General features: G+C 53.3%; 19 protein-coding genes. All 19 read right to left on the reverse strand.

The features are described 5' to 3' along the window. Positions 1–71: 71 nt before the first annotated feature. The 19 genes from ACAF76_RS18555 to purE all read right to left on the reverse strand — a co-directional run bounded on the left by ACAF76_RS18555 (position 72) and on the right by purE (position 18,636). Positions 72–518 (reverse strand): prepilin peptidase, encoded by a 447-nt coding sequence (locus ACAF76_RS18555; protein ID WP_421617161.1) that lies wholly within the window; start codon positions 516–518, stop codon positions 72–74. 255 nt (positions 519–773) lie between these two features. Beyond that, on the reverse strand, positions 774–2,384 hold the full coding sequence (ggt, locus tag ACAF76_RS18560) for a gamma-glutamyltransferase (protein ID WP_421617162.1): 1,611 nt from the start codon (positions 2,382–2,384) through the stop codon (positions 774–776). Between the two features lie 72 nt (positions 2,385–2,456). Then, positions 2,457–2,996: a chromate transporter gene (locus ACAF76_RS18565; protein WP_421617163.1), complete on the reverse strand. Its 540-nt coding sequence runs from the start codon at positions 2,994–2,996 to the stop codon at positions 2,457–2,459. Then, a complete protein-coding gene (locus tag ACAF76_RS18570) occupies positions 2,993–3,574 on the reverse strand; it encodes a chromate transporter (RefSeq protein WP_421617164.1) in 582 nt (193 codons plus the stop codon). The genes ACAF76_RS18565 and ACAF76_RS18570 overlap by 4 nt, the downstream gene beginning before the upstream one ends. 20 nt (positions 3,575–3,594) lie before the next feature. Then, positions 3,595–4,581: an ABC transporter ATP-binding protein gene (locus ACAF76_RS18575; protein WP_421617165.1), complete on the reverse strand. Its 987-nt coding sequence runs from the start codon at positions 4,579–4,581 to the stop codon at positions 3,595–3,597. Beyond that, the gene (locus ACAF76_RS18580; protein ID WP_421617166.1) at positions 4,578–5,552 is read right to left on the reverse strand and encodes an ABC transporter ATP-binding protein; all 975 of its coding nucleotides are present in this window, start codon (positions 5,550–5,552) and stop codon (positions 4,578–4,580) included. The genes ACAF76_RS18575 and ACAF76_RS18580 overlap by 4 nt, the downstream gene beginning before the upstream one ends. A gap of 18 nt (positions 5,553–5,570) precedes the next feature. Then, the gene (locus ACAF76_RS18585) at positions 5,571–6,401 is read right to left on the reverse strand and encodes an ABC transporter permease (protein WP_421617167.1); all 831 of its coding nucleotides are present in this window, start codon (positions 6,399–6,401) and stop codon (positions 5,571–5,573) included. Continuing rightward, entirely contained in the window at positions 6,401–7,357 is a 957-nt protein-coding gene (locus ACAF76_RS18590) for an ABC transporter permease (protein ID WP_421617168.1), read from the reverse strand. Before ACAF76_RS18590 ends, ACAF76_RS18585 begins: the two co-directional genes overlap by 1 nt. 46 nt (positions 7,358–7,403) lie before the next feature. After that, the gene (locus ACAF76_RS18595) at positions 7,404–8,972 is read right to left on the reverse strand and encodes an ABC transporter substrate-binding protein (protein WP_421617169.1); all 1,569 of its coding nucleotides are present in this window, start codon (positions 8,970–8,972) and stop codon (positions 7,404–7,406) included. 116 nt (positions 8,973–9,088) lie between these two features. Further along, a complete protein-coding gene (locus tag ACAF76_RS18600) occupies positions 9,089–9,565 on the reverse strand; it encodes an Lrp/AsnC family transcriptional regulator (RefSeq protein ID WP_421617170.1) in 477 nt (158 codons plus the stop codon). Between the two features lie 288 nt (positions 9,566–9,853). Beyond that, positions 9,854–10,324 carry a nucleoside deaminase gene (locus tag ACAF76_RS18605; RefSeq protein ID WP_421617931.1) on the reverse strand — a complete coding sequence of 157 codons (471 nt, stop codon included), beginning with the start codon at positions 10,322–10,324 and terminating at the stop codon, positions 9,854–9,856. A 64-nt stretch (positions 10,325–10,388) separates the two neighbouring features. Continuing rightward, entirely contained in the window at positions 10,389–12,278 is a 1,890-nt protein-coding gene (locus tag ACAF76_RS18610; protein WP_421617171.1) for an FtsX-like permease family protein, read from the reverse strand. Continuing rightward, entirely contained in the window at positions 12,253–13,023 is a 771-nt protein-coding gene (locus ACAF76_RS18615; RefSeq protein ID WP_421617172.1) for an ABC transporter ATP-binding protein, read from the reverse strand. The genes ACAF76_RS18610 and ACAF76_RS18615 overlap by 26 nt, the downstream gene beginning before the upstream one ends. A gap of 67 nt (positions 13,024–13,090) precedes the next feature. Next, positions 13,091–14,107, reverse strand: a complete 1,017-nt coding sequence (locus ACAF76_RS18620; RefSeq protein WP_421617173.1) for a sensor histidine kinase — start codon at positions 14,105–14,107, stop codon at positions 13,091–13,093. Then, positions 14,107–14,802, reverse strand: a complete 696-nt coding sequence (locus ACAF76_RS18625) for a response regulator transcription factor (protein ID WP_421617174.1) — start codon at positions 14,800–14,802, stop codon at positions 14,107–14,109. The genes ACAF76_RS18620 and ACAF76_RS18625 overlap by 1 nt, the downstream gene beginning before the upstream one ends. An 83-nt stretch (positions 14,803–14,885) precedes the next feature. Then, on the reverse strand, positions 14,886–15,401 hold the full coding sequence (locus ACAF76_RS18630) for a sigma-70 family RNA polymerase sigma factor (RefSeq protein WP_421617175.1): 516 nt from the start codon (positions 15,399–15,401) through the stop codon (positions 14,886–14,888). A gap of 295 nt (positions 15,402–15,696) precedes the next feature. After that, on the reverse strand, positions 15,697–16,992 hold the full coding sequence (gene purB, locus ACAF76_RS18635; RefSeq protein ID WP_421617176.1) for an adenylosuccinate lyase: 1,296 nt from the start codon (positions 16,990–16,992) through the stop codon (positions 15,697–15,699). Between the two features lie 16 nt (positions 16,993–17,008). Further along, positions 17,009–18,151, reverse strand: coding sequence for a 5-(carboxyamino)imidazole ribonucleotide synthase (gene purK / locus ACAF76_RS18640; RefSeq protein WP_421617932.1), 1,143 nt, complete (start codon positions 18,149–18,151; stop codon positions 17,009–17,011). Next, positions 18,151–18,636, reverse strand: a complete 486-nt coding sequence (gene purE / locus ACAF76_RS18645) for a 5-(carboxyamino)imidazole ribonucleotide mutase (RefSeq protein WP_421617177.1) — start codon at positions 18,634–18,636, stop codon at positions 18,151–18,153. The genes purK and purE overlap by 1 nt, the downstream gene beginning before the upstream one ends. Positions 18,637–18,771: the final 135 nt, after the last annotated feature.

Consider the following 18,771-nt stretch of genomic DNA (forward strand, 5'->3'; position numbering starts at 1 on the left):
ATTGTCGAATAATGTCGATTTTAATGTAAAAATGGAAAATTAAGGCAAAAGTCACATATTCACTGTAGGCTCTAGGTAATGAATGCCATTCCAAACAAGAGTGCCGCCCCGCTGGCAATAAACGGTGCCATCGCCATTTCGGCAGCCGCTTCCCGTTTTGTGACTTTCGATAGAATCCAGAGCGGAATCGCCACTGCTCCGGCAATTAGGTAAGTAAGTCCCATCGAAAGAAGTCCGGCCTGCCATCCCAAGGCTGCACCGACCATCGCAAACAGCTTGATGTCTCCACCGCCCAACTGCCCCTTGCTGACCATTGCCATCACCAGAGAGATGCCGCCCAAGATCGCTGTTCCGAGCGCTGAATCAGGCAGTTTCTCCGGTTGGGTAAACGCGTAGTAGAGCAAAAAGTAAGCCGTTGCGGGAATCGTAAGCCAATCGTAAATCAGCCGTTGGCGTACATCCGTGTAGACGGCTATCGCCAAAAAGACAAGCATGGGTATTATGACGTATGCAGACAATCCGCAATCTCCTCCTTTTTGCTTCTGGGAGATAGTACCATGCTCACTGACGGAAATTTGGTAAATTATGTTGCAAAAACAAAAAAATTTATTGAGCAAGTTTTTTAAAAACCTTTTGGTTGCTTGTTTTTTCACTTTTCTGACGTCTTATGTTAGATGTATCTTATAAAAAAATAAGACTATCCCGCTCGTCCGTTAGACGTAGAGGAATAGTCTTATCAACTTGAATATTGGCCTTTGAGCCGTAAGCCTGGATTACCAGGCTGCGATGCATCCGTCGGTACGCATATCCGTTCCGCCGATCAGCACACCGTTTTCATCACGCCAGATGATTTGACCGCGACCAAAGTAATTGCCCGGCTGCGCCCACTTGATGTCATGCCCTTTGCGCACCAGCGCCATCGCGATGTGCTCGGGGAAATGGTGCTCCAGCTCTACCGTTTTTCCTTTCATCCATTGCCAACGCGGTGCGTCCAGGGATGCTTGCGGGTTGAGATGGAAGTCGACTGTGTTCATCACGACCTGGACATGTCCTTGCGGCTGCATGAAACCGCCCATCACGCCGAATGGCCCGACTGCCTTGCCATCCTTGGTCAAAAAGCCCGGAATGATCGTATGGTAGGTGCGTTTTCCCGGCTCCAGACGGTTGTCGTGACTTTCGTCCAGCGAGAAGTTGTGGCCGCGGTTTTGCAGCGCAATGCCGGTATCCGGCACGACGACACCCGAACCAAAGCCCATGTAGTTGCTCTGGATAAAGGAGACCATATTGCCTTCACCGTCAGCGGTACACAGGTAGACAGTCCCACTGCTGCGCGGATCGCCTGGTTCCGGAGTAATCGCCTCGTCGCCGATCAGCGCGCGGCGGCGGTCTGCATACTCATCGGAGAGCAGCTCCTCCACCTTCACCTGCATGTCGCGGCCCTCGGTGATATATTTCAGACCGTCTGTAAACGCCAGCTTCATCGCTTCAATCTGTTTGTGGTACGTATCTGTCGTATCCTTGGCATCAAAGTTGAAGCCTTTGAGGATGTTCAGCGCCATCAGCGCAATCATCCCCTGACCGTTCGGCGGAATCTCCCAGACATCATAGCCACGGTAGTTGACGCTGACCGGTTTGACCCATTCCGGCTCATAGGCAGCGAGGTCTTCTTTGGTCAGGAAGCCGCCGCACTTGCGGGAAAACGCGTCGATTTGTTCAGCCAGCTCACCGCGATAGAAGCTCTCGGCGTTCGTCTCGGCGATCAGGCGCAATGTTTTGGCATGACCCGGCGACTTCCAGATGTCTCCTGCCTGGGGAACGCGGCCGTCCGGGATAAAGGTGCTGAACCAGTGTGCGAATTCTTCACCTGTAAACTCTTTTTTGAACTTGTTGTAGGCGATATTCCAGTAGCGTGCCAGCGTCGGCGACAGCGGGTAGCCTTTTTCCGCGTAGTCAATCGCTGGCTGCAGCACCTCTGTCAGCGGCAGGCGGCCGAAACGCTTGGACAGCGCAGCCCATGCTGCCGGAGCTCCCGGAACGGTGACAGGCGTCCAGCCGTACATTGGCATTTCCTCATGCCCTTTTGCTTTCACTGCCTCAATGGAGATGCTCTGCGGAGCCGGTCCGCTGGAGTTCAGACCGTACAGCTCGTCTTTGATCCAGACGAGAGCGAATGCGTCTCCGCCGATCCCGTTGGAAGTCGGCTCGACTACAGTCAGACAAGCGGCTGTGGCGATTGCCGCATCAACGGCATTTCCGCCTTTCTTCAGGATGTCCAGCCCTGCCTGGGCAGCCAGTGGCTGAGAAGTCGCGACCATCCCGTTTTGGGCAAACGTCGTCATTCGGCGAGATGCGTACGGATATTCCAATGCGTCAAATTTGGTCATGTAAATGCCTCCTTGTTGTTCTTCCGATCCTTTACACGTATTGCGATTCACATCCGGGAGCGTCACAAACCATTATGCTGGTGTACCGATGAAGAAGTAGCCGTAAGCCATTGCGATAACAATGACCAGCGCAGGATGCAGCTTCCATTTCTCCAGCAGCAGGAACGCAGCGACTGTGAGGATTGCCGTTTGCATCCAGCCGATCCCTTCGATCGCACCCAGCAAAAACTGATACGTCATCACGCCCAGCAAAACCGTCACGATCGGTCGAACGGATTGGGTCATCGCCTTAACCTGTGGTGCCTTTCGGAAAATGTGAATGAACTGCAACAGGAGAATCATAGCGATGGCCGTAGGCGCCACTGTCGCAAACAGGGCTACAGCAGCCCCGGGAACACCGGCTACCTGATAGCCGATATAACCGGCAAGTTTGGTCGCGATCGGGCTTGGCAGCGCATTTCCTACAGCCAATACTTCACCGAATTCTTTGACGGTCATCCACTTGTACGTGTCGACCACTTCGTTTTGAATCAAGGGAATACTGGGTGGGCCTCCACCGTATCCCAGGATGTTGGAAATAAAAAAGGCCCAAAACAATTGCAGGTACGTCATGCCGCTCCCTCCCTGTCGTCCCTGTTCTTCCGCTTGCGGATCGACCAGGTCGTGTAGGCAAAGGAACCTGCCAGCGCAACCCCTACGACGATTCCGGGATGCAGGTCAAGCAGGACCAGCGCGACGACTGACAGTGCCAGCCAGACTGCAGCTCCCATTTTGCTGGAGGAGCCTTGCCAGCCTTTTTGCAAAAACTCCCACGTCATTACTCCTGTCATAACGACAATCACGGGGCCGATCGCCTGGACCATGCCGTAGACGCCAGGGGCGTCCTTGTACCGGTATATCACCTGCAACAGCGCGATCATCACGATGACGATCGGCAGCACTACGGCAATATTGGCCACCAGCGCACCCTTCCAGCCTTTTACCCGATAGCCGATGTAAGCCGCCAGCTTGGTCGCAATCGGTCCGGGAAGGGCGTTTCCCAGCGCCAGATTGTCAGCAAATTCGTCATCGGTTACCCATTTGTACTTTTTGACACATTCGGTATGGAAAAGGGGAACCATTGTTGGTCCTCCCCCAAAACCGAAAATGCCTATGCGAAAAAATGCGAGAAACAACTGCCAGTAAATCATGTCTTGCCTCCATCCCGCCTTTATCGGCCAAGTTCACCCGACTGCACCAAATGGCAGGATACCAATTGTCCCGCTCCGATGTCGGAAAGGCTCGGCACCTCGGACTTGCAAATATCCGTTGCAAACGGGCAACGCGGATGGAACGTACAGCCACTCGGCGGATTTGCCGGGCTCGGCAAATCGCCTGTGAGCAGAATCCGCTCGCGTTTTTGCTTTGGTTTTGCCACCGGTACAGCCGACAACAGTGCGCGTGTATACGGATGGCTCGGGTTGTCAAACAGTGTTCGCTTATCGGCGATTTCCACGATTCGTCCCAAGTACATAACCGCAATCCGGTCGCACAAATGCTTCACAACCGACAGATCATGCGAGATAAACATCAACGTCAGGTTAAACTCTTTGCGCAAATCCTTCAGCAGGTTGAGAACCTGCGACTGAATCGACACGTCCAGCGCCGATACCGGCTCATCCGCAATGATCAGCTTCGGCTTGACGACCAGTGCGCGCGCGATGCCGATCCGCTGGCGCTGTCCGCCAGAAAAGTCATGCGGATGGCGATCGAGATGTTCCTTGCGCAAGCCGACGACCTCGATGATCTCTTCGATCGTCTTCTCCCGCTCTTGCGGTGTGCCGATATTGTGGACCATCAGCGATTCCATCAGGATTTGCCGGATCGTCATGCGCGGATTGAGCGATGCGTACGGGTCCTGGAAAATCATCTGCAGGTCTTTGCGCATGCGGCGCATTTCCTCTTTCGGCAGCTTGGCCAGATCCTTGCCCTCGAACAGCACTTCGCCTGCCGTCGGCTCCAACAGGCGCAGGATCGTCCGGCCCGTCGTCGACTTTCCGCAGCCCGATTCCCCTACGATCCCGAGCGTTTCGCCCGGGAAGACTTGCAGATCAATACCGTCTACAGCCTTGACGTATCCGGTCGTCTTTTTCAAAAATCCGCTTTTGATCGGAAAATGCTGCTGCAATCCTTTGACTTCCAAGAGAGGTGTGTTCATTGCGCTTCTCCCCCTTCCGCATACAGCCAGCAGCGGCATTTGTGCCCGTCAAGCTGCAACAGCTCCGGCGCTTTTTCTTCGCAAATCGCCATTGCCTTGGAGCAGCGCGGCGCAAAGCGGCAGCCTTTTGGCATCTGATGCGCCAGCGGAACCGAGCCCGGAATCGTCTCCAGGTACTCGCGCTCCTCTTCCAGATCGGGCACCGAGTTCATCAGACCGATCGTGTACGGATGCATCGGGTTTTCAAACAGGCTTTCGACGTCAGTCTCTTCCACCACTTGACCGGCGTACATGACGATGACCCGGTCGCACATCTCGGCGACGACGCCCAGATCATGCGTGATCAGCATGATCGACGTACCTGTTTTTTCTTTCAGGTCGCGCATCAGATCGAGAATTTGCGCCTGGATCGTTACATCCAGCGCAGTCGTCGGCTCGTCGGCAATGATCAGCTTCGGATCACAAGACATCGCCATCGCGATCATCACGCGCTGCCGCATACCACCCGAGAGCTGATGCGGGAATTCTCCGTAGATTTCTTCTGCGCGAGGCATTCCCACAGCCTTGAGCATGGCGATCGCCCGCTCCTTGGCCTGCTCCTTGCTTACTTTCATGTGAAGCAGAATCGCTTCCTCGATCTGCCTGCCAACCGTGTGCAGAGGATTGAGCGATGTCATCGGCTCCTGGAAAATCATCGCGATTTCATTTCCACGCACCGACTGCATCTCTTTTTCCGACAGCTCCAACACATTTTTGCCGTTGAAACGAATCGTCCCTTCCGATTTTCCATTCGGAGGCAAAAGCCGCATGATCGACAAGCTGGTCACGCTTTTTCCGCAGCCCGATTCGCCTACAACGCCGAGCGTTTCACCAGCACGGATGGAGAAGTCGACACCGTCAACGACACTGACGACACTACTGCCATTGCGAAACCGTGTTCTCAGTTGTTCTACTTCCAAGATGGTCGTCATCTGCCCCACTCCTTAATCTTATTTTCGTGCCCGCGGATCTAATACTTGCTGCAAGCCGTCGCCCAGCAGGTTGAATCCCAGAACGACCAGGAAGATCGCGATGCCGGGATAGTATGTTGCATAAGGTGCGACAGTCATCAAGGACTGCGCCTGATTGAGCATGCTTCCCCAGGAAGGAGTCGGCGGTGTTACGCCAAGCCCCAGATAAGAGAGCGACGCTTCCGCGATAATCCCGGCAGCCATCGCCAATGTAGCCTGAATCACGATCGGGTTCACGGCGTTTGGCAGGATGTGACGGAACATGATGCGCGCGTCCTTTACCCCGACCGAGCGAGCTGCCTGTACATATTCCATATTGCGAAGAGACAATACCTGTCCCCGGGTAATGCGGACAAATTCAGGGGCAAAACCGATACCGATCGCCAGCATGGCGTTTCCGAAACCGGCACCGAGGACGGCCGAGATCGCCAAGGCGAGGATCAGGAACGGGAAAGCCTGCATCGCGTCGACCACGCGCATGACGATCCACTCGTCCCAAAAGCCGCGATAGTAACCGGTCAAAAGCCCGATCGGAATACCGATGGCCATGGCAATTCCTACAGAGATAAGCGCTGCTTGAATCGAAATGCGCGCGCCATAGACGACACGGGAGAAAATGTCGCGTCCCAAATCGTCAGTCCCAAACAAATGCTCTCCACCAGGAGGAAGCAAAATCTTCTCGTAATTCTGTTCATTCGGATCAAAAGGTGCAATGTAGGGCGCAAAGATCGCTACCACAATCAGAGCGAGGATAATCAGCGCTCCGATGACGCCCAGTCCGTTTCGGAGAAGCTTTCCAAATGCCTTCATTATTCACTCGCTCCTTTCCCAGCCTTGATGCGCGGATCGATGACCGCATACAGGATGTCGACTACCAGGTTGACGATCACGACCATGATCGCGGCGACGAGGATCGCCCCCTGAACCGTTACGTAATCCCGTTTGAATACGGACTCGACAATCAGACGTCCGAAGCCTGGAATGGAGAAAATGGATTCAGTAATGACCAACCCGCCCAACAGTCCGGCGACCATCAGACCGGAAGCGGTAACCACGGGAACCAGCGCGTTGCGCAGAGCGTGGCCAAGAATGGTGCGCACTTCATTCAATCCTTTTGCTTTCGCTGTGCGGATGAAGTCCATGTTCACGACATCGAGCAGCGAAGACCGTAGCATTCGCATCAACACGGCGGATTCCCGCAGCCCCGCGGCTACACAAGGCAAGATCATCGCCATCAGGTTGCGCACCGGATCTTCAGAGAACGGCACATAACCGGAAGACGGCAGCCATTGATTCTCAACCGCGAAATAAATAATCAGCATCATTGCCAGCCAGAAGCTGGGGATACTCATACCGCCCAAAGCGGCAAATGTACTTGTATAGTCAACCCAGGTCCCACGGCGCACCGCAGCCAAAATCCCTGCCGGAATCGCAATCAGGATGGCTACGAGAAACGTCCCGATGGTTAGTTCTACAGTTGCTGGCAATCGTTGCAATATCAGGTCGGAGACCGGTACATTGTCCGTAATCGAAGTTCCCAGATTGCCCTGCAGCACATTTCCCAGCCACGAGAGATACTGCAATACGATAGGCTTGTCCAGGCCAAGTTCTTTTCTCAATGCCTCATACGCTTCTGGTGTCGCCTCTTGTCCTAAAATGACCCGGGCGGGATCGCCCGGGATCAAATGAATCAAGGAGAATGTCATAATCGACACCAGCAAAAGAATCGGGATTGTCAGCAATAAGCGTCTAACCACGAACATCATGACACATCCTCCTCATCTTGCTGTTTTTCTGTCGTGCAGGCTGTTATTACTTGTCCAGTTTTGCCGTACGGATCAGACCATCTGGGTAGTATTCCACACCAGACACTTTGCTGCTGTAACCGATCAGTACGAATTGGTGGTACAGGTACGAGTAAGCACCTTCGTCGTGAATGATCTTGCTTGCTTGATCGTAAAGCTCTTTACGTTTTGCAACATCTTGCTCGGCACGCGCTTGCTCTACGATTTCATCCAGTTGCGGGATGGAGATGCGGCCGTAGTTGTTCAGGTTTCCGGTAACTACGAAGTCGTAGAAGTTCAGATCCGGGTCAGGACGACCAGACCATCCCAATTGCATTGCTTCAAACTCGCCTTTTGCTCCTGCATCCAGCAGTTGACCGTACTCTACTTTTTCCAGAACTACATTAATATTGTGTTGTTTCAGCATGTTTTGAACGACTGCACCCAACTGCTCGTTCTCAGGAGAAGTGGTGATCATCAGCTTGAATTCGAAGCCGTTCGGTTTGCCGCCTTGCTCCAGCAGGCTCTTGATCTCGTCTGCATTGACCGGTACTGGGCTGTTCAGCTCTTCATTGTACGCCATGTTTCCTTTCGGGAAGGCGGTACGAGCTGGTGCTGCATAGCCGTCAAAGAGAACTTTTACGAGCGCGTCGCGGTCAATCGCACGGTCTACAGCGGCACGCAAGTATTTGTTGTCAAACGGAGGACGGCTGTTGTTCAGGTGAAGACCTTGGTACCCCATACCGGATTCGGTAATCATTTCGAAGTTGGCATCTGCTTCCAGTGCAGGAATTTCTTTTACAGGTGTTTCATCGATGATGTCCAGCATGCCGGAGCGCAGGTTCTGCACCTTTGCAGTTCCGTTTGTGAAGACGCGGTAGTTGACTTCATCCAGCTTCACTTCGCCGCCCCAGTAGTTTTCGTTTTTCTTCAGGGTAACGCTGTCGCCTTTGACTTGTTTAACAAACACGAAAGGTCCTGTTCCTACCGGGTTGTTCACGTAGTCGTCTCCGAATTTTTCAACAGCGGCAGGAGATACGATCATACCTGCACGGTCTGTCAATACAGCCAGGAATGGTGCGAATGGCTGGGTGAGCTGTACTTGCACAGTGCTGTCATCGACAACCGATACGGACTCAACGAATTTCAGTTCGCCTTTACGTCTCGATTTCTCTTCATTAATGTTGCGGTCGAAGTTGAACTTCACTGCCTCAGCGTTGAAGTCAGTTCCATCGTGGAATTTGATGCCTTGCTTCAGTTTGAATGTGTACGTTTTTCCGTCTTCGGAAACTTCGTACGTATCTACCAGCATAGGAACGATTTCGCCTTGCGGATTGAGGTCAAACAGCTTGTCATACAAGCTGGCGTAAACCTGACGATCGTACAGCGAAGTCGAAATATTCGGGTCCATCGAAGGCGGGTCTGCTTTCAGACCGATGTTCAGGACTTTTGGTCCAGCCTGGGTTGCCTCTGGTGCATTCGTTTGCGGTGTGCCTTCTGTAGCACTGCCTCCGCCGCTGCTTCCGCATCCTGCTACGAGGAGAGCGGTTCCCAATACGGCGCTAAGTAATGTTTTGCTCATTGTTTTGGAAAACATAAATAACCCCTTCTCTCTAGTATTTTTTACCATCTGACAGTTTAGTTTATTGTTAATCTTTTCTCACTCTCTTTCCGTCTGATGGCATTCCCCCTTCCAAAGAACTATATCGGTTTCTAACGGATAAATTTGTACTTCGATTTTAAAATTTTTAGTTCATTTATCACATTTACCCGCAAGATTCCCGGAATTTTGTTCAGTTTGTTCAGCAAAAATTGCGACAATTCTTCGTAGTCTCTTACCAGGATCTGAATAATCAACTGGTAGTCACCCGAGGTCAATACAATCAAGCGAACCTCGACGATATCATTCAAAGTAGCTACAACGTCATCCAGCTTGGTCGCTTCTACCGCAACCTGGATGAAAGATTGTACGTTGAGCCCCGCTTTGACAGGGTTTACGACTCCCACCAGACTCAAGATGCCCTCATCCTGCATTTGCTGGACGCGCATCCGCACCGTCTTCTCGGTGACGCCTAGTTCTTTTGCAATGGTAGTGAAAGGCAAGCGAGCATTGTCTTGTAGAGCGCGTACAATACCGTAATCAATATCATCCAATTGCGGGTACAGTGATCGACGATATTTGTCTTCCATAATCCCCCTGCCTTCGACTCGAAAATCGAGAAAAAAATATATATCCGTCTTTTTGAAACAATTTTAAGACGATTTACGATATTGTTTAGTTACTATAATACGAATTTCGACAAATCGCAACACTTATTCTGAAAATTTATTGATGAAAACATTTTCAATCTATCATTTTTTTAAAAATCTAGTGACAATTCTCGATAAGGAGTTTTTTTGCATAAAAATAGAGCGTATTCGAACAACCTGAATACGCTCTGACCCGCTCTTGCAACCTACAAAAATTACCTGTTGCTCCTAGTATTCGATCCGGTTCTGCGATTCCTTCCACGCTTCAAACGGTCCTTTTTCCCGGGCTGGATCAATCCGGTAGAAGGGAATGGAGCGCTGCTCGTACGGCAGTTTGATCTGCTGGTAAATAAAATCGTCGTCGAAACCGGCCTTGGCTGCGTCTTCCTTCGTATATCCGTAGTACACCTTGTCCGGACGGGCCCAGAAGATCGCACCCAGACACATCGGGCACGGCTCACAGCTCGTATACAGCTCGCAGCCGACCAATTGAAAGCTGCCCAGATGCTTGCACGCTTCCCGGATCGCCTGCACCTCTGCATGCGCCGTCGGGTCATTGGTCGCCGTGACTTCATTTCTCCCGGTCCCGATGATTTTGCCGTCCTTCAGTACGATCGCTCCGAACGGCCCGCCGTGGCTTGTAAGCACATTTTCCACTGCCAAATCGACAGCTTTGCCCATCCATCCTGTTTGGTCCATATTCATCAATGCCTCCTTTTTGCTCTCGCCATTCTATTGTTTGCTTGCATTGTCAAGCGTATGGCTAGTACAGGGAACGCTTCAAATGGAACAGGTAGCGGTTGCGAATAATCCAGAAGTAGATCGTCTGCACGACCACAAAGCTGGTCAAAACGATTGCCGTAGGCTTGACGACCGAACCGACAAACATGAGATCCAAAAAGCTCTGCAGCGATACAAAGGCGACTACGCTATGCACGATCGCGACCAGAATCGGGACGAAGAACAAAAGGGCGATCTGGATCGTCACGACGCGGGTAAGCTCGCTTTCTGACATACCGATCTTGGAAATGGCCCGGTACTGTCTCTTGTCGCTCTCCAAATCCGTGTACAGGCGGAAGTACAAAAAGCTGGCTGCCGCCACGAAAAACAGCAGACCGACGAACAGGCCGATAAACAGTGCGGTGTTGGCCATCTGTTTCATGCTGTGGTACACCGGGGCGCGAGATTTAAAGTAAAATCGTTCGTCTTCCGCAAGTGTACCGATCTCTTCCTCAAGAAACAAGCTGATCTGCATCGTTTCCTTCCAGGCAGGGATCGCATAGCCGTAGCGGATTTCTTCCCGGGATGCGCGCACCTGCTCGTACACCGGATCGGGCACCACGGCCAGACGTTCAAAGCCCAGCCCGCTGAACAGCGGCAGCACCGCTGCGTCCTTCTTGACCGCCAGACTGCTTCCTCCCACGATCAGCCGCTCCGGCGCAAACTCGTCCCCGAACCATTTCAGAAAAACAAACGCCTCTTGCTCGCCAATCTCGATTTTTTCCTTGCCCGCCGCCCTGGCATACGTGTTGTACACAGACAGCTTGACTACGCCAATCCTCTCATCCCCCACTTCTTCGGGCAGGACGCGGATCATCACCTCGTGCCGGTCAAATGACATGCCTGAGCTCTCCAGTTGGCTTTCGATCAGTCGCAAATGCTGTAACTGCTCCGGGTTCTCCCGTTTGGAATGGTATTCAAACGCGTACGGATTAATACGCAGCACCGTTTCCTGAATCGAGGCCGCCAGCGACGCCAGCGTTCCGATCGCGCAAAAGGCAACCGTCGAAACGATGCTGACGAGAAAAAACATCCGGGCGTTGTCCTTCATCCGGTACGCCATGTCGGAGAGAGTCAGCAGATTTGTTTTCCGCCAGTAGAAAACGCGCCTTTTTTTCAAGATGCCAATCAGAAACACGCTAAGCTGAGTAAACATCAAATAGGTGCCGAGCACGGTCATCAAGCCGACCGGCATCAGCAGGACAGCGACGTATACGCCTTCCGCTGTCAACGCGAGGATGTAGCTGATACCCAGGAGCGCGGTAGCGAGTACCGACAGGGTAATCGACGCTTTGGGGTCGGCTTTCGGACGCTGGCTTCCCTGCATCAGCTCGAGGATGCTGCGGTTGCGCAACAGCAGCACCGTAAAGACGGATATCGCCACAAACAGCAGGGTAAACACCACTACGGTCAGGGCGATCGCTTTCAGCGGAACATAAAAGGGCAATGCCTGCACGTCCAGCAAAAAGCCGGCGAACTGGAAGAACAGCTTGGCCAGCACCATCCCCAGACCGATGCCGCAGACGATGGCCATCGCACCGATCAGCAGATTTTCCAGGACAATCAGCAGATTTCGCTGCAAGGGAGTCATGCCGTGTACGAACAAGATGGCAAACTCTTTCTCGCGCTTTTTCAAAAAAGCTCCCACGCAGTAAAACAAAAAGAAGAAAGCAAACAAAAAGATGATGTACTCCGCAATCACCATTCCCGTCGCGACGGAGGCGTGAATTTTTTCCGATTCGATGCCCGGATGAAAAATGAACATCGCATACACGAAAAAGATCATCACGGAAAAGACACTGGAAAAAAAGAAAGCAGCGTACGTCCTCTTGTTTCGCCACACATTGTTAAAGGCGAATTGTCGAAAGGTCATAGCTGTTCCCTCCCAGAAACGACAGCGCATCGATGATCTTCTGGAAGAACACCTGGCGATTTTCTCCCCGGTACATTTCGTTGTGGAACTGCCCGTCCTTGATGAAAATGACCCGGTGGCAATAGCTCGCTGCGACCGCGTCATGCGTGACCATCATCATTGTCATGTTGTACGCCTTGTTGATCGTCTCCAGCGTCTCCATCACTTTCCGGGACGATTTCGAATCGAGGTTGCCGGTTGGCTCGTCCGCCAGCAAAAGCGACGGGGAATGGATGATCGCCCGGGCGATCGCAGCCCGCTGCCGCTCGCCTCCCGATACCTCGTACGTGTACTTGTGCAAAATATCCTGAATCCCCAGCTTGATCGCTACGGAGTGCAGCTTTTCTTCCATGATCGGGACCTTTTCGCCCTCCAGGGTCAAAGGCAGGACGATATTTTCCCCCAGCGTCAACGTCTCCAGCAGATTGAAATCCTGAAAGACAAAACCGAGCTGGCGGCGACGAAACAATGCCAGCTCTCTCTTTTTCAACAGGTGGGGATTGCTCCCATTGAGAAACACTTCCCCCGACGTCGGTACGTCAATCGTGGAAATCAGGTTCAAAAGCGTCGTCTTGCCGCTCCCGGATGGTCCCATGATGCCCACGAACTCGCCTTTTTGAATCGTAAAATCAATATCGGTCAAGGCCCGGTACGTCACCTTGCCTCCGTAAATTTTGCTCAGGCTTCTTACTTCCAGCATTTCCATGCCAATCGCCTCTCTCTCGTACTTCTTGATCTACTATACGAAAGCACGGGCCTGCCCAGCTATCGAATTAACTTTCATCTGCCTTACGATCTTGTAAGGTTGGGACAACGGCGGAAAAGAGGATGCGCACAGTCGTGCCTTCTCCTACGACCGAATCCAGCTCGACTTCATGCCCGAGCCGCTTGCTGATCTCCTTGACGAGGTAGAGCCCCATGCCGGTCGATTCGGCGTACTTGCGGCCATTTTCTCCGGTAAAATACGGCTGAAAGACGCGACGGATGTCTTCGGGCGGTATCCCGATTCCGTAATCCTGCACCTCGAGGACGACTCGCTCTCCCCGCTCGTAGGCGCGCACGGTCATCTTCGTGCTCTTGCCAGCGGAATACCGCACGGCGTTGACGAGCACCTGGTTGAGCATGAACATCAGCCACTTCTCGTCTGATTCCACCCGCCACCGCTCGTCCACCTGCAGTTGGGGGTAAACCTGATTGCGTATAAAGTAGCGCTTGTTCTCCGCGACTGCCTGCTGTACCAGACTGTGCAGATTGACAGGCTCGATCAAAAAGTCCTGCTCAAAATTGTCCAGCCGTGACAGGTAGAGGACGATCTCCAGGCCGCGCTTTAACCGGTCCACTTCTTCGCGGATGCTCTCCGCTTTCGGATCGTCTTCGTCCTGCATCATCAGGTAGATGACGGAGATCGGTGTCTTCATTTGATGTGTCCATTGCTGAATAAATGTAATATGATCGCGCTGCTTGTTTTCGTAAGCGTGCAGTTGTTCTTTGTAGAGGCGGTACTGCTCCAGGTTGATCTCGTCAAATGCCCGGCAGAGCGGAGCGTTGCCATGTGTCTGCGTCAGCTCCTCCAAAGACCGGACAGGTTGGCTGAGCCGCTGGTAGATCGCGCGGTGGGTCAGATAGCGCACGACCAGAAAAGCGCCCGCAAAAAAGACCGACAGAAAGACGGCGTAGACCATCAAGGAAGGATTCCAGTACCCATCCATCGCAAAAATCAGAATGACGAGCACAAGCTGGATGAGAAAAAAAGCGCAAAACGCCCACTGGTCTCGAAAAAACAACCGCATCATACTTCCTCCCAGTACGCCTTGAGGCGGTATCCCGCACCGCGTACGGTCTCGACGGCTCCGTCCAGTCCAATGTCTTTGAGCTTGCCGCGCACGCGCGTAATGTAGACGTTCAGCGTGTTTTCGTCCACGAATTGCTCGTCCCAGAGCTTTTCCAGCAGGCGCTCCCGGCTGACCACGCGCGGGTACTGGTTCATCAGCGACTCCAGCAGCAAGGCTTCTTTTTTGCTCAGCTCGATCCGGGCCTCATCGAGACACAGCTCCATCCGCTCCATAAACAGCTTGAGCCCGGCTACCTCGACCGTCCGCTCTCCCTCCTGCGGGGCGTACATGCCGTAAGCACGGCGAAGCTGGCTGCGAATCTTGGCGAGTACGACATCGTAGTCAAACGGCTTCGTAATGTAGTCATCGGCTCCGTTTTCCAGCGCCATCACCTGGTCCATCTTGCTCTCGCGGGCTGAGATAAACAGGATCGGGCAATTGGATACGCGCCGCATCTGCCGGCACCAGTAAAACCCGTCGAACTTGGGCAAATTGACATCGAGCAGAACCAGCTCCGGACGCACCTCCGAAAAAACCGTCATCACGCGGTCAAACTGTTCGACGTTGACGATGTTGTATCCGTATTTTTCCAACTGGCTTTGCAACAACTGGTTTATTTTCGGATCGTCTTCCACGATCATAATCGTCGACATGTATCCGTACTCCTCTCACTATGGGGCTTCCCCTACCTTTACTATACCAAAATACCAAAAAAGGATGGAGTTGTTCTCCATCCTTAGTCTGATCTCTGCATCAATTGCTGCAATTTTTTAATTCCGCGAAAGTGCAGGATCTTCACTGAACTCTCCGTCTTCCCGAGAATCTCCGCGATCTCGCTCATCCGCAAGTCTGCCAGGTAGCGCAGCGCGATGACGTTGCGCTGGTCTACGGTCAGCCTGTCGACCTGCTTCCAGACACCAGCTGTCATTTCTTTGGACAGGCACCACTCTTCGGGCAGCGCGTCCGTCGCCTTGATGAGGCGGAACATTTCTCCGTCCACCGGACATTCCCGTTTCTTGCGCATGTAATCAATCAGCGCGTTGTGGGCAATCCGGAAAATCCACGCCCCGAACGGATGACGGCGGTCGTACTGCTCCAGCTTGGAGTAGACTTTGATAAATACGGTGGTCGTCAAATCCTCGACGTCCCACACATTGTTCACACGGTAACGAAAGTAGCGATATATTTTCCCGGAGTATTCTTCGTATATTTGCTGATGGCTCAACTTTGGATACATCTGTGCGGTATTCATCATCAATCTCCCATTCCCTCGTTCGCATCGTTGACTTCATTCTAAAGGAGAGAGGTAATGGGAACCATCGAGTTTACTTTCAGATACCTTACAGTTTTGTAAGATTGTTTTTTCTGCTTGTAAGAAAGGCTTAAACAGTGCTGCAGATCGCGTGGCTATGTGCAAGGAGGCGGCAACAGGGAACATCGACAAGCCTGCCTTTCACGACGGTACCGGGCGAAAAACGCAAACAGGCTGTCCCTCACGTCATGCGACATGCGGGACAGCCTTCCCATCCGTGGTGCGATTTACGGCACTAGTCCAAGCCCAGGCGCTTGAAAATCGTATCCACGTGCTTGAGGTGGTAGCGGTAGTCGAAGCAGGCATCGAGGTCTTCCTTGCTTAACAGGGAAGTAACCGTCTCGTCTTCTTCGACAATGGCACGGAAGGAGCGCTGTTCTTCCCACGCCTGCATCGCGCGCGGCTGTACGGTATCGTATGCCTTTTCGCGGCTCATGCCTTTTTCGATCAGCTTCAGCATCACCTGCTGGGAGTAGATCAGGCCAAAGGTGCGATCCATGTTGCGTTTCATGTTCTCCGGGAAGACAGTCAGGTTTTTCACGATGTTCATAAAGCGGCGCAGCATGTAGTTCAGCAGCTGCGTCGCATCCGGCAGAATGACGCGCTCCACGGACGAGTGGGAGATGTCGCGCTCATGCCAGAGCGGTACATTTTCGTAGGCAGACAGCATGTGGCCGCGAACGACACGCGCCAGGCCGCAAATGTTTTCGCTGCCGATCGGATTGCGCTTGTGCGGCATTGCCGAGGAGCCTTTTTGCCCTTTGGCGAACGCTTCTTCCACTTCGCGCATTTCGCTTTTTTGCAGACCGCGAATCTCTGTCGCAAACTTCTCCAGCGAAGTCGCGATCAACGCGAGCGTCGCCATGTACTCGGCGTGGCGGTCGCGCTGCAAGGTTTGCGTCGAGATCGGCGCAGGCGACAGTCCAAGCTTTTCGCATACGTACGCTTCCACGAACGGATCGATGTTGGCGTACGTGCCGACAGCGCCGGAGATTTTGCCGTATGCCACTTCTTTTCGCGCTGCGCGGAAACGGGCCAGGTTGCGCTTCATCTCCTCATGCCAGAGAGCCAGCTTCAGGCCGAATGTAGTCGGTTCTGCGTGTACGCCGTGCGTTCTGCCCATGCAGACGGTGTTCTTGTGCTCGCGAGCCTTGTCCGCGAGAATGGCGATAAAGTCTTCGAGGTCTTTTTCCAGGATTTCGTTCGCCTGGCTGAGCAGGTAGGAGAGAGCGGTATCGACCACGTCAGTAGAAGTCAGTCCGTAGTGAACCCACTTTTTCTCTTCGCCCAGCGTTTCCGAGACAGCGCGGGTAAAGGCAACCACGTCGTGGCGAGTCTCTTCTTCGATTTCATAGATGCGGTCGATGTCGAAGCGGGCATTTTCCCACAGCTTTTGCACGTCTTCCTTGGGGATGACGCCGAGCTCGGACCATGCCTCGCAGGCGAGAATCTCCACTTTCAGCCAAGCCTTGAACTTGTTTTCTTCCGTCCAGATGGCGCGCATCTCCGGTCGTGAATAGCGTTCGATCATGTTTGTACCTCCGTTTTTATGTCCAGATTTCCAGTTTCTCGATCATGTCCAGTGCTTCCTCTACCGTCGGGGCAAGGACGTTGAGATGACCCATTTTGCGCTTTGCTTTGCTCTCTGCCTTGCCGTACAGATGAAGCTTGGCGGAACGTGGCAAGCTCTCGACGCGTTCCAGTACAGGCTCCAGATGCTCGCCCAGAATGTTCACCATGACGACAGGAGAGAGCAGATCGGTCGCTCCCAGCGGCAGGTTGCATACGGCCCGCACATGCTGCTCAAACTGCGAAGTGACGCACGCTTCCATCGTGTAGTGGCCGGAGTTGTGCGGACGTGGGGCCAGTTCGTTCACGTACAGCTCACCGTCGGCAGTAAGGAACATCTCGATGGCAAGCAGCCCGACCACATCCAGCTTCTCCACGATCGTACGGGCGATTTGCTCTGCCCGTGCACGCACCTCATCACTGACGCGGGCGGGCACAATACTGAGGTGCAGGATATTTTCCAGATGGACGTTTTCCGCAGTCGGAAAAACGGCAAGCTCGCCGTCGGGATTGCGGGCCGCGATGACGGACAGCTCCATCTGGAAGGGAACGAACTTCTCCACGATCAGTTCCGTTCCCGCTTTCTGCAAGGTGTCATACGCTTCTGCCAGCTCGTCCTCGCTTCGTAACACCCATTGTCCTTTGCCGTCATAGCCGCCTGTCGCCGTTTTCATTACAGCCGGCAGGCCAAGATCGCGCACTGCCTGCTTGAGATCATCCAGACTCGCCACGACGCGAAACGGTGCCACAGGGATTCCCAGCTCCTGAATCGCCGTCTTTTCGCGAATCCGATTTTGCGTGATCCGCAACAGCCTGCTTCCCTGCGGTACGTACGACTTGCTTTCCAGCACTTCAGCCACACGCGCATCGACATTTTCGAATTCATAGGAAATGACATCGCTGACCGCCGCGAGCTGCAAGGCGGCCTCCACATCGTCGTAAGAAGCGATAATTTGCCGGTCTGCCGCTTGTCCGCACGGCGCATCCGCTGTCGGGTCCATCGTCACAAAGCGATAGCCCATCGCCCGCCCCGCCAGTGCGATCATCCGTCCCAACTGGCCGCCACCGAGAATACCGATCGTCGCTCCCGGTTTAATCAGTCTGCTCGTCTGGTTTTTCATCACAGTTCACTGTCCTCCAGCACTTTTTTGCGCACTGCATCACGCCGTGCCTGGAACCGCTCCTGAATCTCCGGGTATTTGATGCCCAGGATTTGCGCAGCCAAAAGTCCGGCGTTGATTGCTCCAGCCTTGCCGATCGCCACAGTCGCGACTGGAACCCCGCCCGGCATCTGGACGATGGACAGCAGGGAATCGAGTCCGTTCAAATTGGATGATTTGACAGGCACACCGATGACCGGCAGTTCTGTTTTCGCAGCAACCATTCCCGGCAGATGGGCCGCTCCGCCCGCTCCCGCGATGATCACTTCCAACCCGCGGCTCTTGGCGCCCTCTGCATATTCGAACATCAAGTCAGGCGTCCGGTGGGCAGATACTACTTTCTTTTCGTACGGAACCCCCAGTTCGTCCAGGATCGCACAAGCCTCTTGCATTGTCTCCCAATCCGATGTGCTGCCCATAATGACACCCACCAACGGTTTGTCCATGAGAACTCCAGCCCCCTATGTCCTATCTTTCAGAAGAAAGCCCAACCGCCGATCAGCAAGATTGCCGCACTCGTCGCCTGGGCTATACATGTCTGTTTTTCCTTCAACTTCTTCAGTGTAGCAGGGGGAAACTTT

The organism is Brevibacillus sp. TJ4 (assembly GCF_044627595.2).
GTDB lineage: Bacteria > Bacillota > Bacilli > Brevibacillales > Brevibacillaceae > Brevibacillus.

Bases quoted from the DNA above. Each gene is read 5' to 3' on its own strand.
- ACAF76_RS18565 (WP_421617163.1), bottom strand. From the start codon at position 2,996: ATGACGTACCTGCAATTGTTTTGGGCCTTTTTTATTTCCAACATCCTG.
- ACAF76_RS18570 (WP_421617164.1), bottom strand. From the start codon at position 3,574: ATGATTTACTGGCAGTTGTTTCTCGCATTTTTTCGCATAGGCATTTTC.
- ggt (WP_421617162.1), bottom strand. From the start codon at position 2,384: ATGACCAAATTTGACGCATTGGAATATCCGTACGCATCTCGCCGAATG.
- ACAF76_RS18605 (WP_421617931.1), bottom strand. From the start codon at position 10,324: ATGGACCAAACAGGATGGATGGGCAAAGCTGTCGATTTGGCAGTGGAA.
- ACAF76_RS18610 (WP_421617171.1), bottom strand. From the start codon at position 12,278: ATGACCTTTCGACAATTCGCCTTTAACAATGTGTGGCGAAACAAGAGG.
- ACAF76_RS18625 (WP_421617174.1), bottom strand. From the start codon at position 14,802: ATGTCGACGATTATGATCGTGGAAGACGATCCGAAAATAAACCAGTTG.
- purK (WP_421617932.1), bottom strand. From the start codon at position 18,151: ATGAAAAACCAGACGAGCAGACTGATTAAACCGGGAGCGACGATCGGT.
- ACAF76_RS18615 (WP_421617172.1), bottom strand. From the start codon at position 13,023: ATGGAAATGCTGGAAGTAAGAAGCCTGAGCAAAATTTACGGAGGCAAG.
- ACAF76_RS18595 (WP_421617169.1), bottom strand. From the start codon at position 8,972: ATGTTTTCCAAAACAATGAGCAAAACATTACTTAGCGCCGTATTGGGA.
- ACAF76_RS18585 (WP_421617167.1), bottom strand. From the start codon at position 6,401: ATGAAGGCATTTGGAAAGCTTCTCCGAAACGGACTGGGCGTCATCGGA.
- ACAF76_RS18630 (WP_421617175.1), bottom strand. From the start codon at position 15,401: ATGAATACCGCACAGATGTATCCAAAGTTGAGCCATCAGCAAATATAC.
- ACAF76_RS18580 (WP_421617166.1), bottom strand. From the start codon at position 5,552: ATGACGACCATCTTGGAAGTAGAACAACTGAGAACACGGTTTCGCAAT.
- ACAF76_RS18590 (WP_421617168.1), bottom strand. From the start codon at position 7,357: ATGATGTTCGTGGTTAGACGCTTATTGCTGACAATCCCGATTCTTTTG.
- ACAF76_RS18620 (WP_421617173.1), bottom strand. From the start codon at position 14,107: ATGCGGTTGTTTTTTCGAGACCAGTGGGCGTTTTGCGCTTTTTTTCTC.
- ACAF76_RS18575 (WP_421617165.1), bottom strand. From the start codon at position 4,581: ATGAACACACCTCTCTTGGAAGTCAAAGGATTGCAGCAGCATTTTCCG.
- ACAF76_RS18600 (WP_421617170.1), bottom strand. From the start codon at position 9,565: ATGGAAGACAAATATCGTCGATCACTGTACCCGCAATTGGATGATATT.
- purB (WP_421617176.1), bottom strand. From the start codon at position 16,992: ATGATCGAACGCTATTCACGACCGGAGATGCGCGCCATCTGGACGGAA.
- purE (WP_421617177.1), bottom strand. From the start codon at position 18,636: ATGGACAAACCGTTGGTGGGTGTCATTATGGGCAGCACATCGGATTGG.